At 58.8% G+C, this 21,905-nt stretch carries 23 protein-coding genes and 1 pseudogene; 13 read left to right on the top strand and 11 right to left on the bottom strand.

The genetic code is table 11. The annotated features are described in order from the left end of the window. Positions 1 to 376 precede the first annotated feature (376 nt). The 5 genes from AC1Q67_RS23150 to AC1Q67_RS23170 form a co-directional block, all read right to left on the bottom strand. On the bottom strand, positions 377 to 3,568 hold the full coding sequence (locus AC1Q67_RS23150) for an efflux RND transporter permease subunit (RefSeq protein WP_492237541.1): 3,192 nt from the start codon (positions 3,566 to 3,568) through the stop codon (positions 377 to 379). After that, entirely contained in the window at positions 3,565 to 4,980 is a 1,416-nt protein-coding gene (locus AC1Q67_RS23155) for an efflux RND transporter periplasmic adaptor subunit (RefSeq protein WP_492237542.1), read from the bottom strand. The genes AC1Q67_RS23150 and AC1Q67_RS23155 overlap by 4 nt, the downstream gene beginning before the upstream one ends. After that, positions 4,977 to 5,384: a FixH family protein gene (locus AC1Q67_RS23160; RefSeq protein WP_492237543.1), complete on the bottom strand. Its 408-nt coding sequence runs from the start codon at positions 5,382 to 5,384 to the stop codon at positions 4,977 to 4,979. Before AC1Q67_RS23160 ends, AC1Q67_RS23155 begins: the two co-directional genes overlap by 4 nt. A 95-nt stretch (positions 5,385 to 5,479) precedes the next feature. Next, positions 5,480 to 5,866: a hypothetical protein gene (locus tag AC1Q67_RS23165; RefSeq protein ID WP_492237544.1), complete on the bottom strand. Its 387-nt coding sequence runs from the start codon at positions 5,864 to 5,866 to the stop codon at positions 5,480 to 5,482. Positions 5,867 to 6,009: 143 nt separating this feature from the next. Beyond that, positions 6,010 to 6,285 carry a metal-sensitive transcriptional regulator gene (locus tag AC1Q67_RS23170; protein ID WP_492237545.1) on the bottom strand — a complete coding sequence of 92 codons (276 nt, stop codon included), beginning with the start codon at positions 6,283 to 6,285 and terminating at the stop codon, positions 6,010 to 6,012. A 51-nt stretch (positions 6,286 to 6,336) separates the two neighbouring features. On the opposite strand from AC1Q67_RS23170, the gene AC1Q67_RS23175 reads away from it, so the two are divergent. The 13 genes and pseudogenes from AC1Q67_RS23175 (at position 6,337) to AC1Q67_RS23235 (ending at position 17,250) form a co-directional block, all read left to right on the top strand. Next, positions 6,337 to 8,772 (top strand): heavy metal translocating P-type ATPase, encoded by a 2,436-nt coding sequence (locus AC1Q67_RS23175; RefSeq protein WP_492237546.1) that lies wholly within the window; start codon positions 6,337 to 6,339, stop codon positions 8,770 to 8,772. A 92-nt stretch (positions 8,773 to 8,864) separates the two neighbouring features. Next, positions 8,865 to 9,551 carry a DUF6629 family protein gene (locus tag AC1Q67_RS23180; RefSeq protein ID WP_492237547.1) on the top strand — a complete coding sequence of 229 codons (687 nt, stop codon included), beginning with the start codon at positions 8,865 to 8,867 and terminating at the stop codon, positions 9,549 to 9,551. Positions 9,552 to 9,589: 38 nt separating this feature from the next. Further along, positions 9,590 to 10,381, top strand: a complete 792-nt coding sequence (gene ppk2 / locus AC1Q67_RS23185) for a polyphosphate kinase 2 (protein WP_492237548.1) — start codon at positions 9,590 to 9,592, stop codon at positions 10,379 to 10,381. A gap of 127 nt (positions 10,382 to 10,508) precedes the next feature. Then, positions 10,509 to 11,066: a sigma-70 family RNA polymerase sigma factor gene (locus AC1Q67_RS23190; protein WP_492237549.1), complete on the top strand. Its 558-nt coding sequence runs from the start codon at positions 10,509 to 10,511 to the stop codon at positions 11,064 to 11,066. Next, positions 11,063 to 11,704 (top strand): NrsF family protein, encoded by a 642-nt coding sequence (locus AC1Q67_RS23195; RefSeq protein ID WP_492237550.1) that lies wholly within the window; start codon positions 11,063 to 11,065, stop codon positions 11,702 to 11,704. Before AC1Q67_RS23190 ends, AC1Q67_RS23195 begins: the two co-directional genes overlap by 4 nt. Before the next feature lie 117 nt (positions 11,705 to 11,821). Then, complete coding sequence (locus tag AC1Q67_RS23200; RefSeq protein WP_492237551.1) at positions 11,822 to 12,061, top strand: hypothetical protein; 240 nt, start codon at positions 11,822 to 11,824, stop codon at positions 12,059 to 12,061. A gap of 286 nt (positions 12,062 to 12,347) precedes the next feature. Then, the gene (locus tag AC1Q67_RS23205; protein ID WP_492237552.1) at positions 12,348 to 13,049 is read left to right on the top strand and encodes a Spy/CpxP family protein refolding chaperone; all 702 of its coding nucleotides are present in this window, start codon (positions 12,348 to 12,350) and stop codon (positions 13,047 to 13,049) included. Next, a complete protein-coding gene (locus AC1Q67_RS23210) occupies positions 13,049 to 13,360 on the top strand; it encodes a DUF2933 domain-containing protein (RefSeq protein ID WP_492237553.1) in 312 nt (103 codons plus the stop codon). Before AC1Q67_RS23205 ends, AC1Q67_RS23210 begins: the two co-directional genes overlap by 1 nt. After that, entirely contained in the window at positions 13,357 to 14,028 is a 672-nt protein-coding gene (locus AC1Q67_RS23215; protein WP_492237554.1) for a methyltransferase family protein, read from the top strand. Before AC1Q67_RS23210 ends, AC1Q67_RS23215 begins: the two co-directional genes overlap by 4 nt. After that, complete coding sequence (locus tag AC1Q67_RS23220; protein WP_492237555.1) at positions 14,021 to 15,829, top strand: DUF3141 domain-containing protein; 1,809 nt, start codon at positions 14,021 to 14,023, stop codon at positions 15,827 to 15,829. Before AC1Q67_RS23215 ends, AC1Q67_RS23220 begins: the two co-directional genes overlap by 8 nt. Before the next feature lie 268 nt (positions 15,830 to 16,097). Then, positions 16,098 to 16,196, top strand: a pseudogene (locus tag AC1Q67_RS23225) (helix-turn-helix domain-containing protein); the annotation flags it as partial. Between the two features lie 185 nt (positions 16,197 to 16,381). Beyond that, positions 16,382 to 16,672 carry a PLP-dependent transferase gene (locus tag AC1Q67_RS23230; protein WP_492237556.1) on the top strand — a complete coding sequence of 97 codons (291 nt, stop codon included), beginning with the start codon at positions 16,382 to 16,384 and terminating at the stop codon, positions 16,670 to 16,672. Positions 16,673 to 16,977: 305 nt separating this feature from the next. After that, entirely contained in the window at positions 16,978 to 17,250 is a 273-nt protein-coding gene (locus AC1Q67_RS23235; protein WP_492237557.1) for a hypothetical protein, read from the top strand. A 201-nt stretch (positions 17,251 to 17,451) separates the two neighbouring features. Here AC1Q67_RS23235 and AC1Q67_RS23240 read toward each other — a convergent pair whose 3' ends face one another. The 6 genes from AC1Q67_RS23240 to AC1Q67_RS23265 all read right to left on the bottom strand — a co-directional run bounded on the left by AC1Q67_RS23240 (position 17,452) and on the right by AC1Q67_RS23265 (position 21,754). Then, entirely contained in the window at positions 17,452 to 17,955 is a 504-nt protein-coding gene (locus tag AC1Q67_RS23240) for a redoxin domain-containing protein (protein WP_492237558.1), read from the bottom strand. A gap of 152 nt (positions 17,956 to 18,107) precedes the next feature. After that, a complete protein-coding gene (locus AC1Q67_RS23245; protein WP_492237559.1) occupies positions 18,108 to 18,572 on the bottom strand; it encodes a DUF411 domain-containing protein in 465 nt (154 codons plus the stop codon). Positions 18,573 to 18,582: 10 nt separating this feature from the next. After that, complete coding sequence (locus AC1Q67_RS23250; protein ID WP_492237560.1) at positions 18,583 to 19,023, bottom strand: hypothetical protein; 441 nt, start codon at positions 19,021 to 19,023, stop codon at positions 18,583 to 18,585. Between the two features lie 55 nt (positions 19,024 to 19,078). After that, entirely contained in the window at positions 19,079 to 19,654 is a 576-nt protein-coding gene (locus AC1Q67_RS23255) for a c-type cytochrome (RefSeq protein WP_492237561.1), read from the bottom strand. 158 nt (positions 19,655 to 19,812) lie between these two features. Beyond that, on the bottom strand, positions 19,813 to 21,183 hold the full coding sequence (locus AC1Q67_RS23260; protein ID WP_492237685.1) for a multicopper oxidase family protein: 1,371 nt from the start codon (positions 21,181 to 21,183) through the stop codon (positions 19,813 to 19,815). Between the two features lie 208 nt (positions 21,184 to 21,391). After that, the gene (locus tag AC1Q67_RS23265; protein ID WP_492237562.1) at positions 21,392 to 21,754 is read right to left on the bottom strand and encodes a hypothetical protein; all 363 of its coding nucleotides are present in this window, start codon (positions 21,752 to 21,754) and stop codon (positions 21,392 to 21,394) included. Positions 21,755 to 21,905 lie beyond the last annotated feature (151 nt).

Below are 21,905 nucleotides of genomic sequence, written 5' to 3' on the forward strand. Positions count from 1 at the left end.
GCTACATGCCAAAATCCAAAGCGCTAACAGATTGAGGATAGGCACGAACGCCAATATCGACCAGAGTGGGGAAAAGCCGATCCTGGTGAGGATGCGACCAATTGGATAAAGCACCAACGCTGCCAGCGCTAGAAAAAAGAGCCAGTGGATTGGTCCCGAAAACTCCATCGTATCCGACCACCCATACATCATTTTCTGTCCCTCACAATTCATGCGGTAACTCATATTTTCAAATAGATGTTTGTGCGTATAGAGTGTTGATCAGGATCAACCACGGTTGCGCGGCATGATATCCGACTCCAGGCAACAACATCACCAATCGTTGCTTTGGTTCGAGAACGACCGCTAGGGTGCTGTGTCCTGAAGCAGGTTCTCCTCATTCGACTAGCTCCGGAACACGCGCCGGTTTCGCTGCTCCAACATTGCAGATCGATGGTTGACGGGCACCGGGATCGCTCAACGGCAACCCGATCCCCTTGACCAGCGCAAAGATCGCCGGGATCACGATCAGCGTCAGCAGCGTGGATGAGATCATTCCGCCAATCATCGGCACCGCGATACGTTGCATGATCTCCGAGCCACTACCGGTGCTCCACATGATCGGCAGCAGGCCGGCCATGATGGCGACGACGGTCATCATTTTGGGGCGCACACGTTCGACCGCGCCCTCCATGACAGCGTCGTAAAGATCGCCGCGTGTCAGCACCCGCCCCTCGCTCTCGCGTTCTGTCTTGATCTCCGCCAACGCCTGATTGAGGTAGATCAGCATCACCACGCCGGTTTCAGCGGCAACACCGGCAAGTGCGATAAAGCCAACCGCAACCGCGACCGACAGATTGAAGCCGAGCGCCCACATCAGCCAGAGCCCGCCGACGAGCGCGAACGGCAGCGACAGCATGACAATCATGGTTTCGGTGATAGAGCGGAAATTGAGATAGAGAAGCAGAAAGATGATCGCCAACGTCACGGGCACGACGATCTTGAGACGCGCCGTCGCGCGCTCGAGATATTCATACTGTCCGCTCCAGACCACATAGTAACCCGGCGGAAACTGAATACTCGCCTGCACCGCCTGCTGCGCGTCGGCGACGTAACCGCCAAGATCGCGGTCGCGGATATCGACATAGATGTAGGTCGCCAACTGCCCGTTCTCGGTGCGGATCGACGTCGGCCCCCGCGCCGGTTCGACGGTGGCGACCTCGCCGAGCGGCACCGCGCCGCCTCCCGGCATCGGCACCAGCACATCGTTGGCGATGGCCTGCGGATTGTCGCGCAGATCGCGCGGATAGCGCATGTTGACGCTAAAGCGCTGCCGGCCCTCCACCGTCGTCGTCACGGTCTGACCACCGAGCGCGGCCGCAATGACGTCCTGCAGGTCCTGGACCATGATGCCATAGCGCGCCAGCGTCGCGCGATCGGGCGTTACGTCGAGATAGTAGCCGCCAATGCCGCGCTCAGCGTAGGCCGACGACGTTCCCGGCACGGCCTTCAGCACCTGTTCGATCTGCTTGGCGAGCTTGTCGATCTCGACCAGATCGGTCCCGATCACCTTCACTCCGATGGGTGTGCGGATGCCGGTCGAGAGCATGTCGATGCGCGCCTTGATCGGCATGGTCCAGGCGTTCGAGACGCCAGGGAATTGCAGCGCCTTGTCCATCTCCGCGATCAGGCTGTCGACCGTGACGCCGGATCGCCACTCCTCCTTCGGTTTCAGATTCACAATGGTCTCGAACATTTCCGACGGCGCCGGATCGGTCGCCGTCTCCGCGCGGCCGGCTTTGCCGTAGACAGACGCCACTTCCGGAAACGAGCGGATGATTCTGTCCTGCATTTGAAGCAGTTCGCCCGCTTTGGTGACGGAAATGCCTGGCAGTGTCGTCGGCATATAAAGCAGCGTGCCCTCGTTGAGGTTCGGCATGAACTCGGTGCCGAGTTGCCGCGCGGGCCAGATCGTCACCGCGAGCACGGTGAGCGACACCGCGATCACCGGCAATTTCGCGCGCATCACCGCCTTGATCACGGGGCGGTAAATCCAGATCAGGAAGCGGTTGATCGGGTTCCTGTGCTCTGGAATGATCCGGCCGCGAACGAAGACGATCATCAGCGCCGGCACCAGAGTGATCGACAATAGCGCTGCCGCCGCCATCGAAAAGGTCTTCGTAAACGCGAGCGGACTGAACAGCCGCCCTTCCTGCGATTCCAGCGTGAAGATCGGCATGAAGGAGACGGTGATAACGAGCAGGCTGAAAAACAGCGCCGGACCGACTTCGGCAGCCGCTTCGATCAGGATTTCGATCCGCGAACGTCCCGGTTCGGCTCGCTCCAGATGCTTGTGCGCGTTCTCGATCATGACAATGGCGGCGTCGATCATGGCGCCGATGGCAATCGCAATGCCGCCGAGGCTCATGATGTTGGCGCCCAATCCCAACAACTTCATGGTTCCGAACGCCATCAAGATGCCGACCGGCAGCATGATGATCGCCACCAGCGCGCTGCGAAAATGCAGCAGAAAGACGATACAGACCAGCCCGACGATGATGCTTTCTTCAAGAAGGGTATGCTTGAGCGTGCCGATGGCCGCGTTGATGAGGTTCGAGCGGTCGTATACCGGGACGATCTCGACGGATTTCGGCAGGCTGCTGGCGATCTCCTTGAAGCGCTTTTTGACGTTCTCGATGACGTCGAGCGCGTTGACGCCGAAACGCTGCAGGACGATGCCGCTGGCGACTTCGCCCTCCCCGTTCAGTTCTGTGATGCCGCGCCGCTCGTCGGGGCCTATCTCGACCCGGGCAACGTCGCGCAGCAGAACCGGCGTGCCATTATTGGTCTTGAGCACGATGTTGCCGAGATCATTGATGCCCTTCAGGTAGCCCTTGCCGCGGATGACATATTCGAATTCCGAGAGTTCGACGGTGCGGCCGCCGACGTCGGCGTTGCTGGCGCGGATGGCATCGCGCATCTTCTGCATGGTGATGCCAAGATCGCGCATCCGCTGCGGATCCAGGATGACGTTGTACTGCTTGACGAAGCCGCCGACGCTCGCAATCTCGGCTACGCCTTCGGCCTTGGCCAGCGCAAATTTCAAATTCCAGTCCTGGATAGTGCGTGTGTCCGAGAGGTTCAATTCCTTCGACATCACCGCGTATTGGTAGACCCACCCGACGCCGGTGGCGTCCGGCCCGATCGTCGGCGTCACGCCGGCCGGCAACCGCGATGTCGCGCTGTTGAGGAATTCGAGGACGCGGGAGCGCGCCCAATAGATGTCGGTGCCGTCCTCGAAGATAACGTAGACGAATGACACACCGAAGAACGAGAAGCCGCGCACGACCTTGGAGCGCGGCACCGTGAGCATTGCGGTCGTCAGGGGATAGGTGACTTGATCCTCGATGACTTGCGGCGCCTGACCCGGATATTCCGTATAGACGATGACCTGGGTGTCGGAGAGGTCTGGGATGGCGTCGAGCGGAAGATGAGCGAGCGCATAGATCCCGGCAGCGGCCGCAAACCCGGCGCCGAAGAAGACCAGCAACAGGTTGCGCGCCGACCAGGCGATGAGGCGGGCGATCATTGTTGTGCTCCCGCGCCCGAGAAGCCTTTGAGAGCTGCTTTCAGGTTGCTTTCGGCGTCGATCAGGAAGTTGGCTGAGACGACGACCGGCTCTCCTTCGGCGAGGCCATCGCGCACTTCAACGTAGCCGCCACCCCGATGGCCAAGCTTCACGTCGCGTGGCTCGAAGCGTCCTTCTCCTTTTTCGACGAAGACCGCCTGCCGGCTGCCGGTATCGAGAACGGCACTCTCAGGAACGGCGAGCACAGGCTCCCGGCTGCCGATATCGATTTGCGCATCGACATACATGTCGGGAAGCAGCGCGAGATCGGGATTCGCGAGTTCGATCCGCACCCGGGCGGTTCGCGTCTCGCGATTGACCTGCGGATAGATGACGCTGATCGATCCGGCAAACTCCCGTCCCGGAAAGCTGCGTGCCCGCACCGTCACTAGCTGGCCTACCGCAAGCGCACCAAGATCGCGCTCCGCGACATCGATCATCGCCCACACCACGGAGGTATCCGCAACGCGGAACAGCACGTCGCCGGGCTGCGCGCGCATGCCCTCAACGGCATTGCGTTCGAGCACGATGCCGTCGCGCGGCGCCGACCAGTCGACAGCAATCGGAACCGCACCACTCTTTTCCATCGCGGCAATCGCTGCGTCAGGAACATCGAGATTCATCAGCCGCTGCCGCGAACCTCGTCCATACAAGGCCACGCCGCTCGTCCCTTTCGACGTGATGGTGGCGATGTATTCCGCGGCCGCCGATGCCACAGACGGACTGTAAATTTCCATCAGCGGCTGACCTTTGCTGACCCTCGTACCGGTGGTAACGTTCGAGACCTTCTGCACCCAGCTTTCCGATCGCATCGAGATGACCGAAATGCGCCGCTCGTCGAGCTGGATCGTGCCGGGTGCCCGGATCATCGTCTGGACCACGCGGGGCATTGCCGGCTCGGATTTCACGCCGGTTCGCTGGATCTTTCCGGGCGACAGCTTCACCGATCCGTCATCGATATCTTCGCCTTCGTACACTGGGATGTAGTTCATCCCCATCGAATCCTTCTTTGGAATTGGCGAGGTGTCCGCCAGCCCCATCGGATTGCGGTAGAACTTGATCTTGCGGTCCGTTGCTACGGCCGTTGCGGGCACGGTAGCAGGTTCGCCATCGAAGCTGAGGTCCGCGCCGGCCGGCACGGCCCGGTAGTCGCGGCCGTGCGGCGTCTTTTGAGGCTTCAGCGAGTAGAGCGGACGCCCATCCGGATCCTGATAATAGATGGGTTCATCGCTGGCCTGCGCGGCCGCCGGCGATACCAGCGCCACGTTCGATACGGCCGTCGAATGAAGGTGCCTGCGGACACCGATGTATCCGCCGCCCGCCGCCGCTGTCACAGCGGCGGCGGTGACGCCCACGAGAATGGCGCGGTTCATTTCTGCGCCGAGATGACGAGTTTGCTTTCGACTGTACCGGTCTCGCCCTGCACCTTCGCACCGAGCGATAGCAGCCACTTTCCTTCCATTCCGAAGGCCGCCTTGAAGCGATAGCTGCCTAGCTCGCCGCCCGGCTCACGCGCGATCTTGGTGGCCATCTCCGGCATGCCCTCTGGTGCCATGTCGAGACGGGTAGCGAAGATGACAGCGTCAGGCACCGGCTTGCCGGTCGTCTTGTTGATGAGCTGGACTGTGACGATCTTATCCTTGCCGACGGCGACGGTCGGCTCGAGCAGCTTGAATTCGTAATCCTTGATTTCGGCGCGGGCTACCCCGGCCGAACTGGTCACGGCAACGGCAACGAGCGCAGCCCGCAGGGCGCGCGAGATATTGAGCTTCTTCATGTTAGAATCCTCGAATGTGATGGTCCTACCGGAAAACGGCATGCGTCGATCCACGCGATCAAGTCGCGCGACAGCAAACGGCGTCGTGACGCCGTTCAGACCAAAATTCGAGGCGGATGTTCGGGAGGTGGGTGGCCCAGGCCATCAGGTCGGGAATCGTTTTGCCGCAGAGCAACACTTTCCGAAGCGGTGACGAACGGCTGGAAAACTGTCGCCGCCATGCCGGAAAAGCATTTGGACATGCAGGCCGTCATGAACACGCACTTGTCGCAACCGACTGGCGCTGGTGCCTTGGATGGACAACACGGCATGTCGCTTGCCAACTCGTCCGTCATGACCGACGCCGACATGTCATCCGTCATAGCCTGCATCGGGGCATCGGAGTACGTCTCCGACATGACAGGTCGGGAAACCGGGGCCAACGCAAGGCCAGCGATCATCAAGATCGCGAGCAGACGGCGTATGGCGAAGTTGCGTTTCACGGACCTAGATTCTCACAAACTTGCGGCGAAGGAAAGTCATCTGCAATAAGCAATTGAAAGTCGTCTACAACCAATAATTAAAAGTGTTCCAACTTAGCTCGGCATTGATCGGCATCAAACTGCCTACCAACATTTGGTTCATCTTATCTGTCAGCTCGACCAATCACGGCCATCAGTTCCGCTATTTTTTGCCGCTGATCGACCTTGTCCCCGCTTGCAATCGCGTGTTCGACGCAATGCGACACATGGTCTTTCAACACTTCTTCTTCGACCCGTCGGAGTGCGGCCCTGACCGCAGAGATCTGCGTGACGATATCGATGCAATAGCGGTCCTCATCGACCATTTTGGACAGGCCGCGGACCTGACCCTCGATGCGGTTGAGGCGTTTTTGGCAGGATGCCTTGATGTCTTTTCTCATGAGGTCTATATACCCCTACTAGGTATGGGTTACAAGAGGGTGGAGAATTCGATGACCAAAGTGGAAAACGTAGTTGCGGCAGGTGGTTCAAAGGGCTGCGGCTGCTCCTCCAATGCCGCACTTCACACGGAAACGGCGAACGCCGGATGCTGCGGTGGAGGTCACGATCATTCCAATCATGATCATCACGCTGAAGGTAAAGCGACCGCGCGCGATCCCGTCTGCGGGATGACCGTCGACCCTGCAACCAGCAAGCATAAGTTCGACTATCGCGGCAAAACCTACCATTTCTGCTCGGCCGGCTGCCGAACCAAATTCGTCGCCGATCCGGAGCAATATCTGGAGAAGAGCAAAATGAAAACAGACGTGCCAGAGGGGACGATCTACACATGCCCGATGCATCCGCAGATCCGTCAGGTCGGTCCTGGAAACTGCCCGATCTGCGGTATGACGCTGGAGCCCGAGGTGGCCAGTTTGGATGCGCCGCCCAATCCCGAACTCGCAGATATGACGCGGCGGTTCTGGATCGGCCTCATGCTCTCCCTGCCGCCGGTTGTTCTGGAAATGGGCGGCCACCTCGTCGGGAATCACGCTTGGGTTGAACCGACCCTGTCGAACTGGATCCAACTCGCGTTCGCCACACCAGTCGTCATTTGGGCGGGCTGGCCGTTCTTCGTGCGCGGCTGGCAATCGCTGCTGACGCGCAATCTCAACATGTTCACCCTGATCGCGATGGGTGTCGGCGTAGCCTACGTCTACAGCGTAGTCGGAACCGTAGCGCCGGAGAGCTTCCCGGCTACCTTCCGTGGACATGGTGGAGCGGTCGCGGTTTATTTTGAAGCCGCCGCCGTCATTACGGTTCTCGTCCTCCTCGGCCAGGTGCTTGAGCTTAGGGCTCGCGAGGCGACGTCCGGCGCCATCAAGGCCCTTCTCCAACTGGCGCCCAAAACCGCACGGCGTATTGGCGAGGACGGCGCCGACCATGAGGTTCAGATCGACAGCCTGGCCGTCGGTGACAAATTGCGCGTCCGGCCCGGCGAAAAAGTGCCGGTGGATGGCGTCATTCTTGAGGGTCGCTCCTCGCTCGATGAATCGCTGGTGACCGGCGAATCCATGCCCGTTACCAAAGAGCCAGGCGGCAAGGTGATCGCGGGTACGCTTAACCAATCCGGCAGTTTCGTGATGCGCGCCGACAAGGTCGGGCGCGACACCCTGCTTTCCCAGATCGTCAAGATGGTGGCGGAGGCGCAGCGCTCGCGCGCACCGATCCAGCGGCTGGCCGATCAGGTTGCCGGCTGGTTCGTGCCAGTCGTGATCGTCGTGGCGCTGCTCGCTTTTGCTGCCTGGGCTTGGTTTGGACCGGAACCCCGGATGGCGTTCGGTCTAGTCGCAGCCGTGAGCGTGCTGATCATCGCGTGTCCCTGCGCGCTTGGTCTCGCCACCCCGATGTCGATCATGGTCGGGGTCGGACGCGGTGCGCAGGCCGGCGTGTTGATCAAGAATGCCGAAGCCCTCGAACGCATGGAAAAGGTCAATACCCTCGTGGTGGACAAGACAGGGACGCTGACCGAAGGCAAGCCCAAGGTCGTCTCGATTGTTCCGGCAGTGGGATTCGACGAAAACGACATCCTGCGGCTGGCAGCCAGCGTGGAGCGCGCGAGCGAGCACCCTCTTGCGGACGCGATCGTTCGCGCGGCCAAGGAGCGCAAACTCGATCTGGGTAAGGTCGAAGAGTTCGACTCGCCGACCGGCAAAGGCGCGACCGGCAAGGTCGATGGCAAGACGGTTCTTCTGGGCAATTCGAACTTCTTGACATCGCTCGGTATCGAAACCCAGTCGCTAAATGAGCAAGCTGAACGTCTGCGCGGCGAGGGCGCCACCGTCATCAACATCGCGCTCGAGGGCAAGCTGGCTGGGTTGTTTGCCATCGCCGATCCGGTCAAGGCGTCGACGCCGGCGGCCTTGAAGGCTCTGGCGGAGGAAGGCGTCAAGGTCATCATGCTGACTGGAGACAACCAGACCACCGCCAGGGCGGTCGCAAAACGCCTCGGCATTTCCGATGTCGAAGCTGAAGTGCTACCGGATCAGAAGAGCGCCGTCGTGACCAAACTACACAAGCAGGGGCGGATCGTCGCCATGGCCGGCGACGGCGTCAACGACGCGCCTGCCCTAGCCGCCGCGGAAGTCGGAATCGCCATGGGCACCGGCACGGACGTCGCGATGGAAAGCGCAGGCATTACCCTCCTCGGAGGCGACCTGGGCGGCATCGTTCGAGCTCGTCGCCTCTCGCAGGCAACCATGAGCAACATCCGGCAGAATCTGTTCTTTGCGTTCATCTACAACGCCGCCGGCATCCCGATCGCCGCGGGCATCCTCTATCCGAACTTCGGTATCCTGCTCTCTCCGATTATTGCCGCCGCCGCCATGGCGCTGTCGTCGGTAAGTGTTGTTGGCAATGCCTTGCGATTGCGGGTGACGCGGCTGTGATTTAGGGAGGGACTACGAGAACTCGTGAATCCGCTGTGATCGATTGACGCTATGGCGAATTTCACTCCGGTACCGAAGATAGAGAGTGAAGTATGTGTTTCTGCGAACCTGTGAGTTTCGCCGCCGGCGGCGTTCTGATCGTCGGTGGTGCCTTTGCAGGCTGGAAAGCATTCAAGATAAACAAGCGGTACTTTCCGGTTTCTCAAATGCCGACTCTGGCCGGGCTTCAGCAATTCATGGAGGGTCACGTCTGGATGGGAGTGAATAACTCCGATCCATCCATGATCTGGTGGGCCGCCATGGGCTTTATCTTTTTCTCCTGGCTGATTTGGCCGGTCTGGGTACCGTTCAGTATCTATTTTCTCGAACCTCCAGCAAGTTGGCGCAAACTTCCGTTGCTGGGCTTTGCCTTGGCGGGACTTGTTTTCGGCCTCATCCTCTTCGTCCCACATCTTCTCCATCCAGATTGGGTGAATGTCAGAATAAGCCACCGCTCATTGTCTTATGAAGATACCATGTTTCTCGATTATCTAATCCCACGCTGGCTGACCTATGTGATCTATATTTTTCTGCTCGTTACGCCGGCTATGATCTCCACCTATCTGCACATGCGTTTGTTTGGCTTGACGCTGATTGCAGTCACAGTCGTCGTCTACCTGTTCCTCACCTATGCCTACATATCGTTCTTTTGCTTTCTCGCAGGTCTCGCAACGATCCATCTGATTTACATCATCGTATGGAACAAATGTTGTCGCGAATGCCCGGAAATATTCAGGTAGGCGACGGTTTCCTTTAAGCGGAAGAGATTGGAAACCCAATGACCAAAACCATAAAGGCACCCCGCAAGCTTGGCAGTCCCGTGCGATACGAAAAGGTACTGCGCAATCTCCAAGTCGAGCTCGTCAAGGTTCAAAAGCACGTCATCAAGCATGGCCACAAGGTGCTGGTCATATTCGAGGGGCGTGATGCGGCTGGAAAGGACGGAACGATCAAACGCTTCGTCGAGCACCTCAGCCCGCGAGAAACTCGCGTTGTGGCGCTTGGCAAGCCGTCCGACCGGGACGGTGCCTCCTGGTACTTTCAGCGCTACGTGCCGCACTTGCCCGCGGCGCAGGAATTAGTCCTCTTCAATCGGAGCTGGTACAATCGCGCCGGCGTGGAGCGAGTGATGGGGTTCTGCACCAATCGAGAGTATGATCGCTTCATGGAAGACGTTCTTCCGTTCGAGCACATGCTGATCGGGTCAGGAATTCAAATAATAAAATACTACCTCGACATCGGCAAAAAAGAGCAGAAGCGACGCCTGAGGGACCGGCGGCACGACCCGCTGAAGCAGTGGAAAACCAGTCCCATCGATAAAGTTGCGGTTAAGCACTGGGACGATTACACCGAGGCTCGAGATCAGATGCTGGCTAGGACCTCCAGTCCACTGTCGCCTTGGATAGTAGTTCGGGCAGACGACAAGCATCTCGCGCAGTTGAACGTCATCCGCGACCTTCTCGTTCGTGTTGCCTGCCCGCAGACCGACAAGCACTTAGCGGTGCCGGATCTAAGCGTCATTTTTCCATATGATGAGGCCCACGCTCAAGCCGGGCGGCTCGCGAAATGACACGAAAGACCCATGCGCAGCGAGGGATAGCTGCTTCCCCGAACCATTATGCAGCAGCATGGGCATTCGCCGCCTTTCGTGATGACTGTAACCAAAGCCCAATCACTTACGAATAAGACAGATATCAATGGCAGCGAATGAGGATGAGCTTAGGGCGTTGATGAGGGCGAGCCTCGCTGGCGATTCCCATGCGCATCGTACGCTACTCAGTCGGCTGAGCGCCCACCTGCGTGCTTACTATAAGAGCAGGCTGGCGCGCATCGGGCGCAGCGCCACGGAGGCGGAAGATCTGGTGCAGGAGGCACTGATGGCGATCCACACGCGGCGCCACACCTACGATCCGGCTGAGGCGCTGACGCCGTGGGTATACGCCATTGCACGCTATAAGCTCATTGATCATCTGCGCCGGACCCGCTCATCGATGATGGACATACCCATTGAAGATGCCGAAGAAATTATGGCGCACGACGACTATGTCGGCATCGAAAGTGCCAACGATCTTACGAGGCTGTTGAGCGGGCTGCCTGACAAGATGCGGCAGGCGATCCAGGCCGTGAAACTTGATGGTTTGAGCGTGGCCGAGGCGGCGAGTAAGTGCGGCATGTCGGAATCGGCCGTGAAGGTCAACGTGCATCGCGGACTGAAGGCCTTGGTCGCCTCGATCTCACGGGAGAAACGCATATGAAGACCGAAGACTTGATCTCCGTGCTTAGCATGAATGTCGAGCCTGTCGACCATCGGCGGATCGTTCGAAACGTCTACCTGGCAGTCACGGCGGGTGCCGTGGCGGCAGTGGGCACGGTGTACCTTGTGTTCGGTCCTCGTACGGATCTGACAACGGCAGCAACCTTTGTTCCACCACTGTTGAAAATAGCTTTTACCCTCACGATCCTCGCCCCGGCCTCAATCTACCTGACAAGACTTGCCCGTCCGGGCGCGGAACGAAAATCGTCGGTCGCCCTGGTCGCCCTGCCGTTTATCGCCGTCGTGCTGCTTATCGCGGTTAGCCTTCAATTCGCACCGAGTTCGCATTGGAACGGAAAGCTGTTTGGCGATGAATGGCTCGAGTGCCTGATATCAATCCCGGTCATCGCCATCGTGCCGTTTGCCGTGATCGTCTGGACGGTTCGCCAGATGGCGCCGACCAACCTCACGCGCACGGGCGCATTTGTCGGCCTTGTCGCGGGCTGCCTGAGCGCGACCGGTTACGCCCTTCATTGTGCGGACGATTCGGTGCCCTTCTTCGCACTGTGGTATGGCGGCACGATCGCCCTGTGCACCTATGCTGGCTGGAAACTCGGTCCGAAGCTGTTGCGCTGGTAACCAGACCGCGACTGCCGCGAAAAAGTTTCCATGAGCTGTAACCGGCCGTCGCCCGGCTCCGAACCTATGAATGAGAGCGCAGATCAAGTGCTTTCGATCAAACGCCGGAGAAAGATCATGACCATGAAACTAATCTTCGCGGTAGCACTCGCTGCCCCGCTCCTGACAGCGCCTGCCCTTGCGCAGGATCCACCTCGCATCGATCAACATGTTTACCAGGGCGGACCCAAAACAGGGATTCCCCACGCATCCAGGCCGATGACAAGCGCGAGCGATGCCTTCGCGTTGGTACCGATGATGTCGCATCGTTACCGCGGCGGCCCGCAGACCGTCGTGCCGCATTCCAACTCTAACTGAGCCCGTGTTCGCTCCCCCCGTGGACAGACGGGGACATGAATTCTTCTGTGGGAACGCGCTATGCGCGTCCGCACGGTGGATGGGATTCCCAGCGCACGAGATGAGGCGCCGACATTGAATTGCCATGCGAACGTCGCCAGCCCGGCTTGGTATCGACGGTCGAGTATGCTGGCTTGATCTGGGTCAACTCGGATTTGTCATCTTCAGTGACCTTGGATATCTCGCGGTCGAGAAAACTCGGACTCATCGTTCGAAACAGGAGATAGGCTATGACAGGAGATAGGCTATGAAACGTATGACGATGGCGACCGCATTTGCAGTTGCGGCACTTACGGTTCCAGTCCGGGCGCAGACCCCTGCCGACCATGATGCACATCACCCAACGGAGAGTGCAGCACCGGCCTCCGTCCCAGCAACGCCAGCGACGGCGGCCAGCCAGCCGGACATGAACGGGGCACAAGGCGGCATGGGCAGTATGCCGATGATGGGCATGATGAAGGACATGAAAAATATGACGAGCAACATGTCCATGATGAACACCATGGGAATGATGCAAACGATGGGATCCGGCCAAGACGGCATGGCGACCATCGATCGTGTTGAGGGGCGCATCGCTTTTCTGCGCACTGAACTGAAGATTACCGACGCTCAAGCGGATGCCTGGAGTGCTTTTGCGGACGCGCTGCGCGAAAATGCGAAGAAGCTCGGTGAGGTTCGTGCATCGATGATGTCCAAGTCGGGCGATGCGGAGCAGCAGGCTTCGACAATAGCAGGCCGTTTGGACCGCCAGGAGAAATGGCTTCTCGCCCGACTGGAAGGCACGCGGACAATAAAGTTTACCTTCACCAAACTGGATGAAACACTGTCCGATGATCAAAAGACGACCGCCAACGATCTCCTCGCCCCGCACATGGGGATGGGAAGGATGACGATGATGCCTGCGCAGATGCAGCCGGGACAGATGCAAGGCCCGCGTAAAGGAAATTAATGAGCGCTGCGGCAGGTTCCGCAGACGTCCGCTTCGCCGAATGGGAGATATCGATGTCGATGCATGATCATTCGCATATGGAAGGCGATTCACCACAAGGTAGTTTTCTGACCTCCCGCGCAGGGCTTGTATTCATTGGTTTCGCTGTGATCGCCGGTGCGCTTTTGTTTACCGAACATCGGGCGCATGTCCTTGGCCTACTCATCTGGCTGCCGCTCCTCGCCTGTCCCCTCATGCATTTCTTTATGCATCACGGGCATGGCGGTCACGGAGGGCATGGTCAGCAAAGCAATGAAAGGAAAACGCCATGAACGACTCACCAGCCTATGGCTTGTGGAGCCTGGTCCTCATTAATTCGCTCGTCTTTATTCTATTCGCCTACAGCTTCTTCAAGCCTCAAACCACACGAGACTGGCGATCGTTCAGCGCATTCAGTGCTTTTCTCGTCGCGCTGTTTGCGGAGATGTACGGGTTTCCGCTTACCATCTACTTCCTGTCCGGTTGGCTACAAAGCCACTATCCGAACGTCGACTGGTTCTCCCATGATGCCGGCCATCTCCTGGAAATGATGTTCGGTTGGAAAACCAATCCCCATTTCGGCCCCTTCCATATTCTGAGCTTCGCTTTCATCACCGCCGGGTTCCTCCTGATCTCCGCAGCCTGGAAGATTCTTTACGATGCGCAGCAGGATCGCAAACTGGCGACCTCAGGGCCTTACAGCTACGTGCGCCATCCGCAATATGTTGGCTTCATTCTCGTGATGTTCGGCTTTCTTTTGCAGTGGCCCACGCTTCTGACACTCGCGATGTTTCCGGTGCTCGTCGTGATGTACGCCAAGCTGGCGTGGAACGAGGAGCGCGAAGCGCTCGCATCCTTCGGTGACGATTATCGCCGATACATGGCGGATGTACCGGGCTTCATTCCGCACCTCTCGCGCCTATTCGGCGGTCCCGGACAGAAGGGATATGGCAATGCCTGACGTAATGGAACTTGCCAGGGCGGATAAGAACCGCCGCGAATCAGCGGCGTCCCCCCTGCTGCCGGCATACACACCGCGATCGGATCTAAGCACGAAGCCTGAAAATAACGTCACGGCGCCAACCACCAGTCGGGCAGCCGCCGCTTCGGCGATTTGGCCCCTGTCGGGTGTCTTGGACTATCAGCGAGACGTCTGGGAGCGCTGGATCCTTTTCATGGACACACTGCGCCAACGTGCCGACGATTTGTTGGCCCACGATCGTGCCGGCAAGCCGCCGCTCCTTGACTTCGACTACGAGCTCATTCTCGATGCTCGCAGGTTCGAAAAGCCAGCAAACTATGCGCTACTTCGTATCACCCGCCTTGGCAACGACTGCATCGAGAATTGTCTCGACCCTTCCATGCCTCCGGTCATCATTGTCGATCCGCGAGCCGGCCAAGGCCCGGGGATCGGCGGCTTTAAGCGCGAGTCGGAAATCGGCATTGCCTTGCACGAGGGATATCCAGTCTATTTCGTCTCCTTCTTTCCGGAACCTTGCCCAGGCCAGACAATCGCCGACGTGCTCCATGCACTGCGCCGGTTTGTCGAGGAAGTCGCAGGCCGCCATTCCGGATCACCGCCGATCCTTTACGGAAATTGCCAAGGGGGATGGGTCGTCACCTTGCTCGCCGCCGATTGCGAAGGTCTTGCCGGCCCGATTGTGTTGAATGGATCGCCATTGTCCTATTGGGCGGGCGAGTCCGGCGTGAATCCGATGCGCATCTCCGGCGGCCTGTTCGGTGGAGCTTGGCCTGCGCACCTCATAGCCGATCTCGGAAATGGTCGGTTCGACGGCGCCTGGCTCATACAGAATTTCGAAGGGCTAAGGCCGGAGGCGGTGTGGGAGAAATACGCTAACCTGTTCTCGCATGTCGATAGCGAGCGCGAGCGCTTTCTTGCGTTCGAGCGCTGGTGGGGCAGTTTCTATTTCCTGAGCCGCGAGGAGATCCTTGCCATTATTGGAAATCTGTTCGTCGGCAACCGGCTGGAACAGGGCACTCTTCGCATCTGCCACGGGTGCTTTGCCGATCTCCACCGTATTCACAATCCGATTGTCATCTTTGCTTCTTACGGGGACAACATCACGCCGCCCCATCAAGCGATGGGCTGGATTCCCGTTGTCTACAAGGGCACTGAAGATCTGAAACGGGCGGGTCAGCGGATCGTTTATCTGCTTAATCCACACGTCGGGCATCTCGGAATTTTTGTCTCTGCTTCGGTTGCGAAATTGGAACATCGGGCCATCCTCGACAGCCTGCCCGACGTCACCGCGCTGCCGCCGGGTCTTTACGAGATGAAGATCGACAACCCCACCGACGATCCCGAGTGCCGGAAGGGCGCATACAAGGTCCGGTTCGAAGAAAGAAAAGTGGAAGACATCCGATCCCCGGTTGACCGACCGGCCTTCGAGCGCGTCCGCAAGCTCTCGGAACAACTGGACGGCGTTTACACCGCCACGCTTTCGAAGTGGATCCAGTCCGCAACAAATCCGTACGCGGCCACGTTCATGGAGTGGATGCACCCGATGCGGGTGACCCGCCAGATGTTCGGTTCGTCTTTCAACCCGGCGATGCCTGTCGTTGCCTCCCTCGCATCGACGATCAGGAATGACCGGCATGTCGTGCCCGACGACGCTTCTCTCAAAAAAGCCGAGGCGTCTGTCTTCGATGCGGTACGCCAAACCCTAACCAATGCCCGCGTGACGCGGGACAATGCGTTGGAGCAATTGTTCGATCGTGTTTATGGCAGCAACGGCGCGTAGCGTAGCTGACTCCCAGAACCCGGCGGGACATCCAAGTGGGAGTGGAGCGCGATGCGTATCTCAGCCTATCGAGGGAAACTTTCGCCGTAGCCTTTGCAACGCTGGTCCTGGTTGCCCTTCCGTGGAATCCCTTCGCCGTTGCGGCCGAGATTTCAGCGTTCAAGACGGCCGATGGATTGACGGTCTATATTGGCGTCATGCCTGCCGAAATCGTGAAGGGGCACTTGGGTTCACGTCACAAGTGCAACACTGCTAGGGTGTTGTTGCGATGGGACAATGTTATGGCCAGCTCAGCCTTGAGGAGCGTGTTGATATCTACCGCTTGCATGCAGGGGGTGGATCTTGCCGACAAATTGCGACTGCGTTGGCAGCGTTCGCGCTGAGCGAGATCAATCTTTACGCGGTGCGTCCGGCCGGAAGCCGCCCCGCCCGGCGGGTCACCGCTTTTATCGATTACCTGGCGGCCCACCTGCACTCCCCGTGACCGAGATGCAGCAGGCGCAGCCCATAAGCGAGGAAAGCCCCGTATGACAAAGCAAGTCGGACGATCTCATGAGGAATTTCTCCGGCCTGCTGTCATTCACGATCAAGGACAATGGTCGGGACCAAGCCCGGCGACTGGCTGAGCGTCTCAAGGTGATTGCCTATGCCGTCTCGCTGGGTAAGACGAAAAGCCTCATCTTCTACATTCCGACCGACGACATTCTGCGTTCCTCCTTCCATCTTGAAGGCCGGGATGCCGCGGCCTACCGCGCATGGGCGGGTGAAGGCGTCTTCCGCTTCTCCGTCGGCTTGGAGGATGCAGACGATCTCATTGCCGATCTCGACCACGCACTGGGCTAACTCCGCCGACCGTTGAGCAGCAATGCCGAACCGAGCGTCGACCCCTGGATACAATTCATTCAAATAGAGATAACGATCACTTTACAGCAGAGCATATTCCTCGCCTCTGCGTGGTGGCACCAAGCAGCGTTCTCTTGAGAGAACTGCAATACGATCCACAGAATTAGGCTGCGCGCACATTAGCGATTAAGGACTTTTCCGTTCCTCAAAGGATGCGGCGAGGTAATCGATGAACGCTTGCACGCGTTGGGGTAGTTCGCTGGTAGCATGTCTGGCCGAAGCTCGCGGCTTGGTTCGGACTCGACGTGGGCGAGCCTCAGCCGATCTCGCTCGATCAGCGGCTGCACGCAATGCGGCTGGTCTGGGAGAGACTCGCCCGACGCGAGGGACTGACTGAAGCCGACGCCGATCGAGTTGCAAAGGGCAGCTTCGGCGACTTCATCTTTCACGTCGAGATCGACGCGATCTTCGACGTCACCAAAGCCCGCCAAGCTGGATTCTCCGGCATGACTCGCCGCTCGGACGAGGTGCTGATCGCGCATCTCGAAAACATGCGCGCACGAAAGCTGATCCCCTGAAGGCTGTCATCCTGTGAAACCGTGCGTCTACGATCATTGCCCCTTCTGTGTTCGGGCTCGCATGCCTTCGGCCTGAACTGCATACCGTTCGACCTCGAATTTCAGCTCCAAAACAGTTCAACCTTGCCGCAGCACTCTGCGCGTCAACGTCGCTGAATGCCTTTTTCGTAGCTTGCCCGAAACATCGCGCATCCGCTCAGACTACGTAAGCCGCTGCGGTTTGATTGATTGCACTTGCACATTCTCGGCTTCGAGTTCACGCACGATTTTTTCCTGTTCCGCGCGAAGCTTCGCCATCGTGTTGAGCCAGCGCGCCGCGTTATCAGGCTGGTCTTTGTAGTTAAGGCCGTGGATAGGCACGCTGTTGTTGGCCATCATCTGCATCAGCACCGGATGCTCATCGCGGCACGCGAGGCACCACGAAGCAAAAACATTGACGAGCGAGACCTCGCCGTGGAGGTCGGCGCTCGACAGCCCAAGCGTGCGACCTTTAACCGGCGGCAGACTGAACTGCGGCACAGGTTTCCCAATCAGCGCCGAAGGCACCCTGCTGGGATCGCGAGTCATTCCCCATGCCAGTGCGATCGCAAGTCCCACGAAGACCAATAGAGGAAACAGGACGACGAGCCGGCGCGCTTGTGAAGGGCCATCCTCCGGCGCGAAGCTGCTTGCCGACCCACTCGGTTCGCTAATAAGAGCTCTCATTGATGGACTCTCCTCAGGAGACGCCGAAGGATGAAAGCGAACCCGGCCGCCAGGATAATAATGACGAACAGGCGCAGAGCTGTTGGAGCATGCACCGCCAGTTCGTGCGCCAGATCGATTTCTCTAATGTTGAGGACCACGCTCTTCCCGCCCTACTCGACGGCAAAGACTTTGGTCGGGGTGCTTCCAATCTCATAGATTGTGAAAGGTCCTGTTTTTGGGCCCATCATCCCTGGTGTTCCGGTCGGCATGCCTGGAAGAGATATGCCGCGAATATGAGGATGCTCGGCGAGGAGCCTCTTCACCACATCAACAGGCACGTGGCCTTCGACGGCATATCCGTTGATGACCATGACGTGGCAACCCTCCAACTTTTCGGGAACGCCCATTTGCTTTCTAATCGATGCAAGATCCTGCTTCGCGTCCACTTTCACGTCGAAGCCATTGCTGCGCAGATACTTGGCGTACTCCAGGCAACAATCACAGTTCGGATTTCGGTATAGAACGGCCGATAGCTTTTCTTCGGCATTTGCCGGCGCGATGATCGCCATGAACCCTAGAATCGAAGCCAAAACGACCGAGACGGTCGCACTTGATTTGATGTTTCCGGTCTGCATTTTTTGCTCCTTAAATAGCCGTTGGATGTTGAGCGTTCTCGGCAATAAACGCTTCGATTTCACGCGAATTTGGAAACACGATGTATGCGCGGTCATTTCGCATGCCCGCAGATAGCAATACGGGTCGACCCGCACTCGGTCCGAGATCACCGGAATCCGTTTTGAAGTGCAGATTGAATTCCGGATAGGAGACTGTCGCGCCGGAAACCATCGTCAGTAGGTAACTATGGCCAAGCTGCCGGATTGATTGCACTTGGCGCGCCGGGCCAATCGTCTTGAGATTCAAGGTCCGAATAACTTTTTCTTCGGAAGACGCTCTAGCAGCCCGCCGTTCGTTTTGTTCGGCACCTTGACTGCGGCCGCCGAGCGAAAATGAACCTATCAAGGTTACGGCGGTCATGATGAGCGAACGGCGATGAATCAAGGATCGTCGCGCAGAGAACATTTTCATTTCGTCCTTTCCTGTTTTTGCAGCACGTTTCAGGTGGCGCTGAAGTCGCTCTGATCTATTGTTTCGGACATTCTTCCTTAATCGTGGTCCCGATTTCGGCGACATTGGTGAACACGAGCGAGGCGCGATCGCCCTGCATGCCGGCCGGCAGGAGGACCGGCTTGCTGGCCGACGGGCCGGTCGCGCTGGAATCCACTTTGAGCCGCAGGTTCAACTCCCAGAACGGACGTTCTTTGCCGTCCGCGGTCGTCACGAAGAACGTGTTCTTGCAGTGCCGTATTGCCGTAACCCGCTCATCGGGTCCGGCCGTTTTGAGCGGCTCCGGCGCCTGACCCCGAGCTTCTTCGGCGGGGATCAACCCCTGTGCGATGACCGCCTTGGCCCCATCCGGCGCCAAGGCGATCTTTAAAAACGCGATGAGATCGCCGCGCGCCTTGTCATCGCGGATGCCACGAAACGTCATGTAGGTGCCGGGAACGAATGCGTTCGGATCGGCGAGCCAGGCGTAGAGCGTGTTCTGGTCCCAGACAAAATCCTTTGCCTTGAGCGCGCTGGAATACCTTGGGAAGTCTGGTACCGAAGCTGCCTTCTTGCCCCATAGACCGGAAAGGCTCGGCCCGGTCAGATTCAAATTGGGTTCAAGCGAATGGCAGGCGGCGCAAGTACCATAAATTTTGGCGCCGCGCCGAGAGTCGCCATCCGCATGCGCTGCGTTAAGCGCGGCCGAGACGAAAACCACAGCGCCGGCAAATCCAATTGAATGTGAGGCTATCTTCATCTGATCCCCGCTCAAGCGATGCGAATGACGGCCATCAGTCCTGAGACTTGATGGTCGGTGATGTGGCAGTGGAGCATCCAGTCGCCCGGATTGTCGGCGACGAATGCGATCTCGACTGTCTGCTTCGGCGGCACCAGCACCGTGTCGCCCCACAGGTTGTGGGGAACGGACGATCCGTTGCGCTTGAGTATGCGGAAGCTGTGTCCATGCAGATGCATCGGATGCCACCAAGCAGTTTCGTTGACGATCGCGAGCACAATGCTTTGCCCTCGCCTAAGCGTCAGAAGCGGCGGCATGCCGGCGTGACCGTCGCCGGTCATTGATTGGCCATTGATGGCCCAGACCGCACGGTGGCTCATGCCGGACATGCCCATGCCACCCATCATACCACCACCCATCATGGCGCCGCTCATCATGCCGCCCTGCAGTCTGAGTTCGTGACGCTCGGCGCTCGCGAGGTCTGGACGCGGCAGCGGATTGGCGGGCAGTGGCCGCGGCGCATCGAGAGGACTTGTACGGATGGGCGGCTTTTGCTCGTACGCGAGTTGGGTGAGCCAATAGGAGCGGCGCTCGTAGAAATCGTCGATGACCCGATACTGATGGCCCGGCTCACCTTGCATATCGAGAACGACATCGACCCGCATGGCCGGACCAAGCAAAACTCGGCCGCCTTCAGGGTCGTGTGGGTCGCAGGGTTGGCCGTCGATTGCGACCACCAGCGGGCGATGTCCCTCGAACCGCAGCGCCATGATGCGCGCGAGCGACGCATTGACCAGACGCAAGCGCGCACGCTCGCCTGCGCGGACCCGCTCGTCGGTGGAAATGGCGCCGTTCAAGGTAACCGTGTTGCCAATGCGGCCGGCCATTCCCGCGTCCATGGCGTTACCGAAGCCGGACGTGATCTGGGCGTCAGAAGTGAGTCGCCAATCCGTTAGCACCCAGAGCACGTCGCGATCGACCGCGACAGGCTCGCGCTCCTCGATGATGAGGGCGCCCGCAAGTCCGCGCCCAAGCTGCCGCAAGCTATCGGCGTGCGGGTGGTACCAAAACGTGCCGGCGTCAGGAGGCGTGAATTCGTAGGTGAAGCTTTCGCCGGGCTTGATCGGCGGCTGTGTTATTCCAGGCACGCCATCCATGGCGTTCGGCAACCGAATTCCATGGCAATGGAGCGTCGTGTCTTCATTGAGTCTGTTCTCGACGATGATGCGGGCCGGCTCGCCCTGGCGAAGCCGCAGTGCGGGGCCTGGCACGGTCGTGTTATAAGCCCAGACATCAGTCGTTGGTGTTTGGTCGCCACCGAGAGTTATTCGCCCCGGCGCAGCCCGAAGCTTGATGCCAGCAGTGGCCGTAGCCCTGGCCGAACCAGACAGGAGGGATGGCATCAGGGCGAAGCCAGCGCCCGCCACAAGCAAGCTTCGGCGCGATACAGCAGAATATAATGCAACGTTCACGTTCGACCCTTACCGCTCATCGTGATTGATGAAACGCCAGCGTTCGGTTGCGAGGAACCTACTGACCGCACGCGCCTTTCACGGCACGTGTACGCGTTTCGTCCGCACGGCTTAGTCGCTTAGAGCGATAGCCGTGACGTCAGCCGATGTTGGTGGGTCTTGGAGGATAGGGATCGGGAGCTGATGGCCTGCCATCGAGCGCCGCATATCGCACGGTAAGGAGTGGCGCAGGCTTGCGAATGAGGATCGCCAAGCCGCTGTAATCAAGGTTCGCGAAAATTGGCGAAACGCAGATAGCCGCACAGCCCATGGCTTTCATGCCATCATCGCTGCCACCCTGAGGACATCCATGGCAACTGTCATGCCCGACGGCGCCGGTGCCGGCCCCAATGGACATGCTTAACGCCATATCGCTAGCCTGGACGACAGACAGGCTCATGCCCACAGTGACGAACACCGTGAGAAAGAGTGCTACAAGCTGTCGTGCCGACCAACGTTTCATGACGCCTTTAAAATCGCACCAAACTGCGCCGAAAACAAGTCCAGCTGATAGCCTGGAACACCGAAACGGCAAGGTCAGCACAATGAGCCGGTGAGGTCTTTCATCTGAAGAACAAGTATTTTACGAGGGCTGCGGCGATGAGCACCAACAC

The sequence above is a fragment of the Afipia sp. GW823-FHT06G09 genome, from assembly GCF_058794875.1.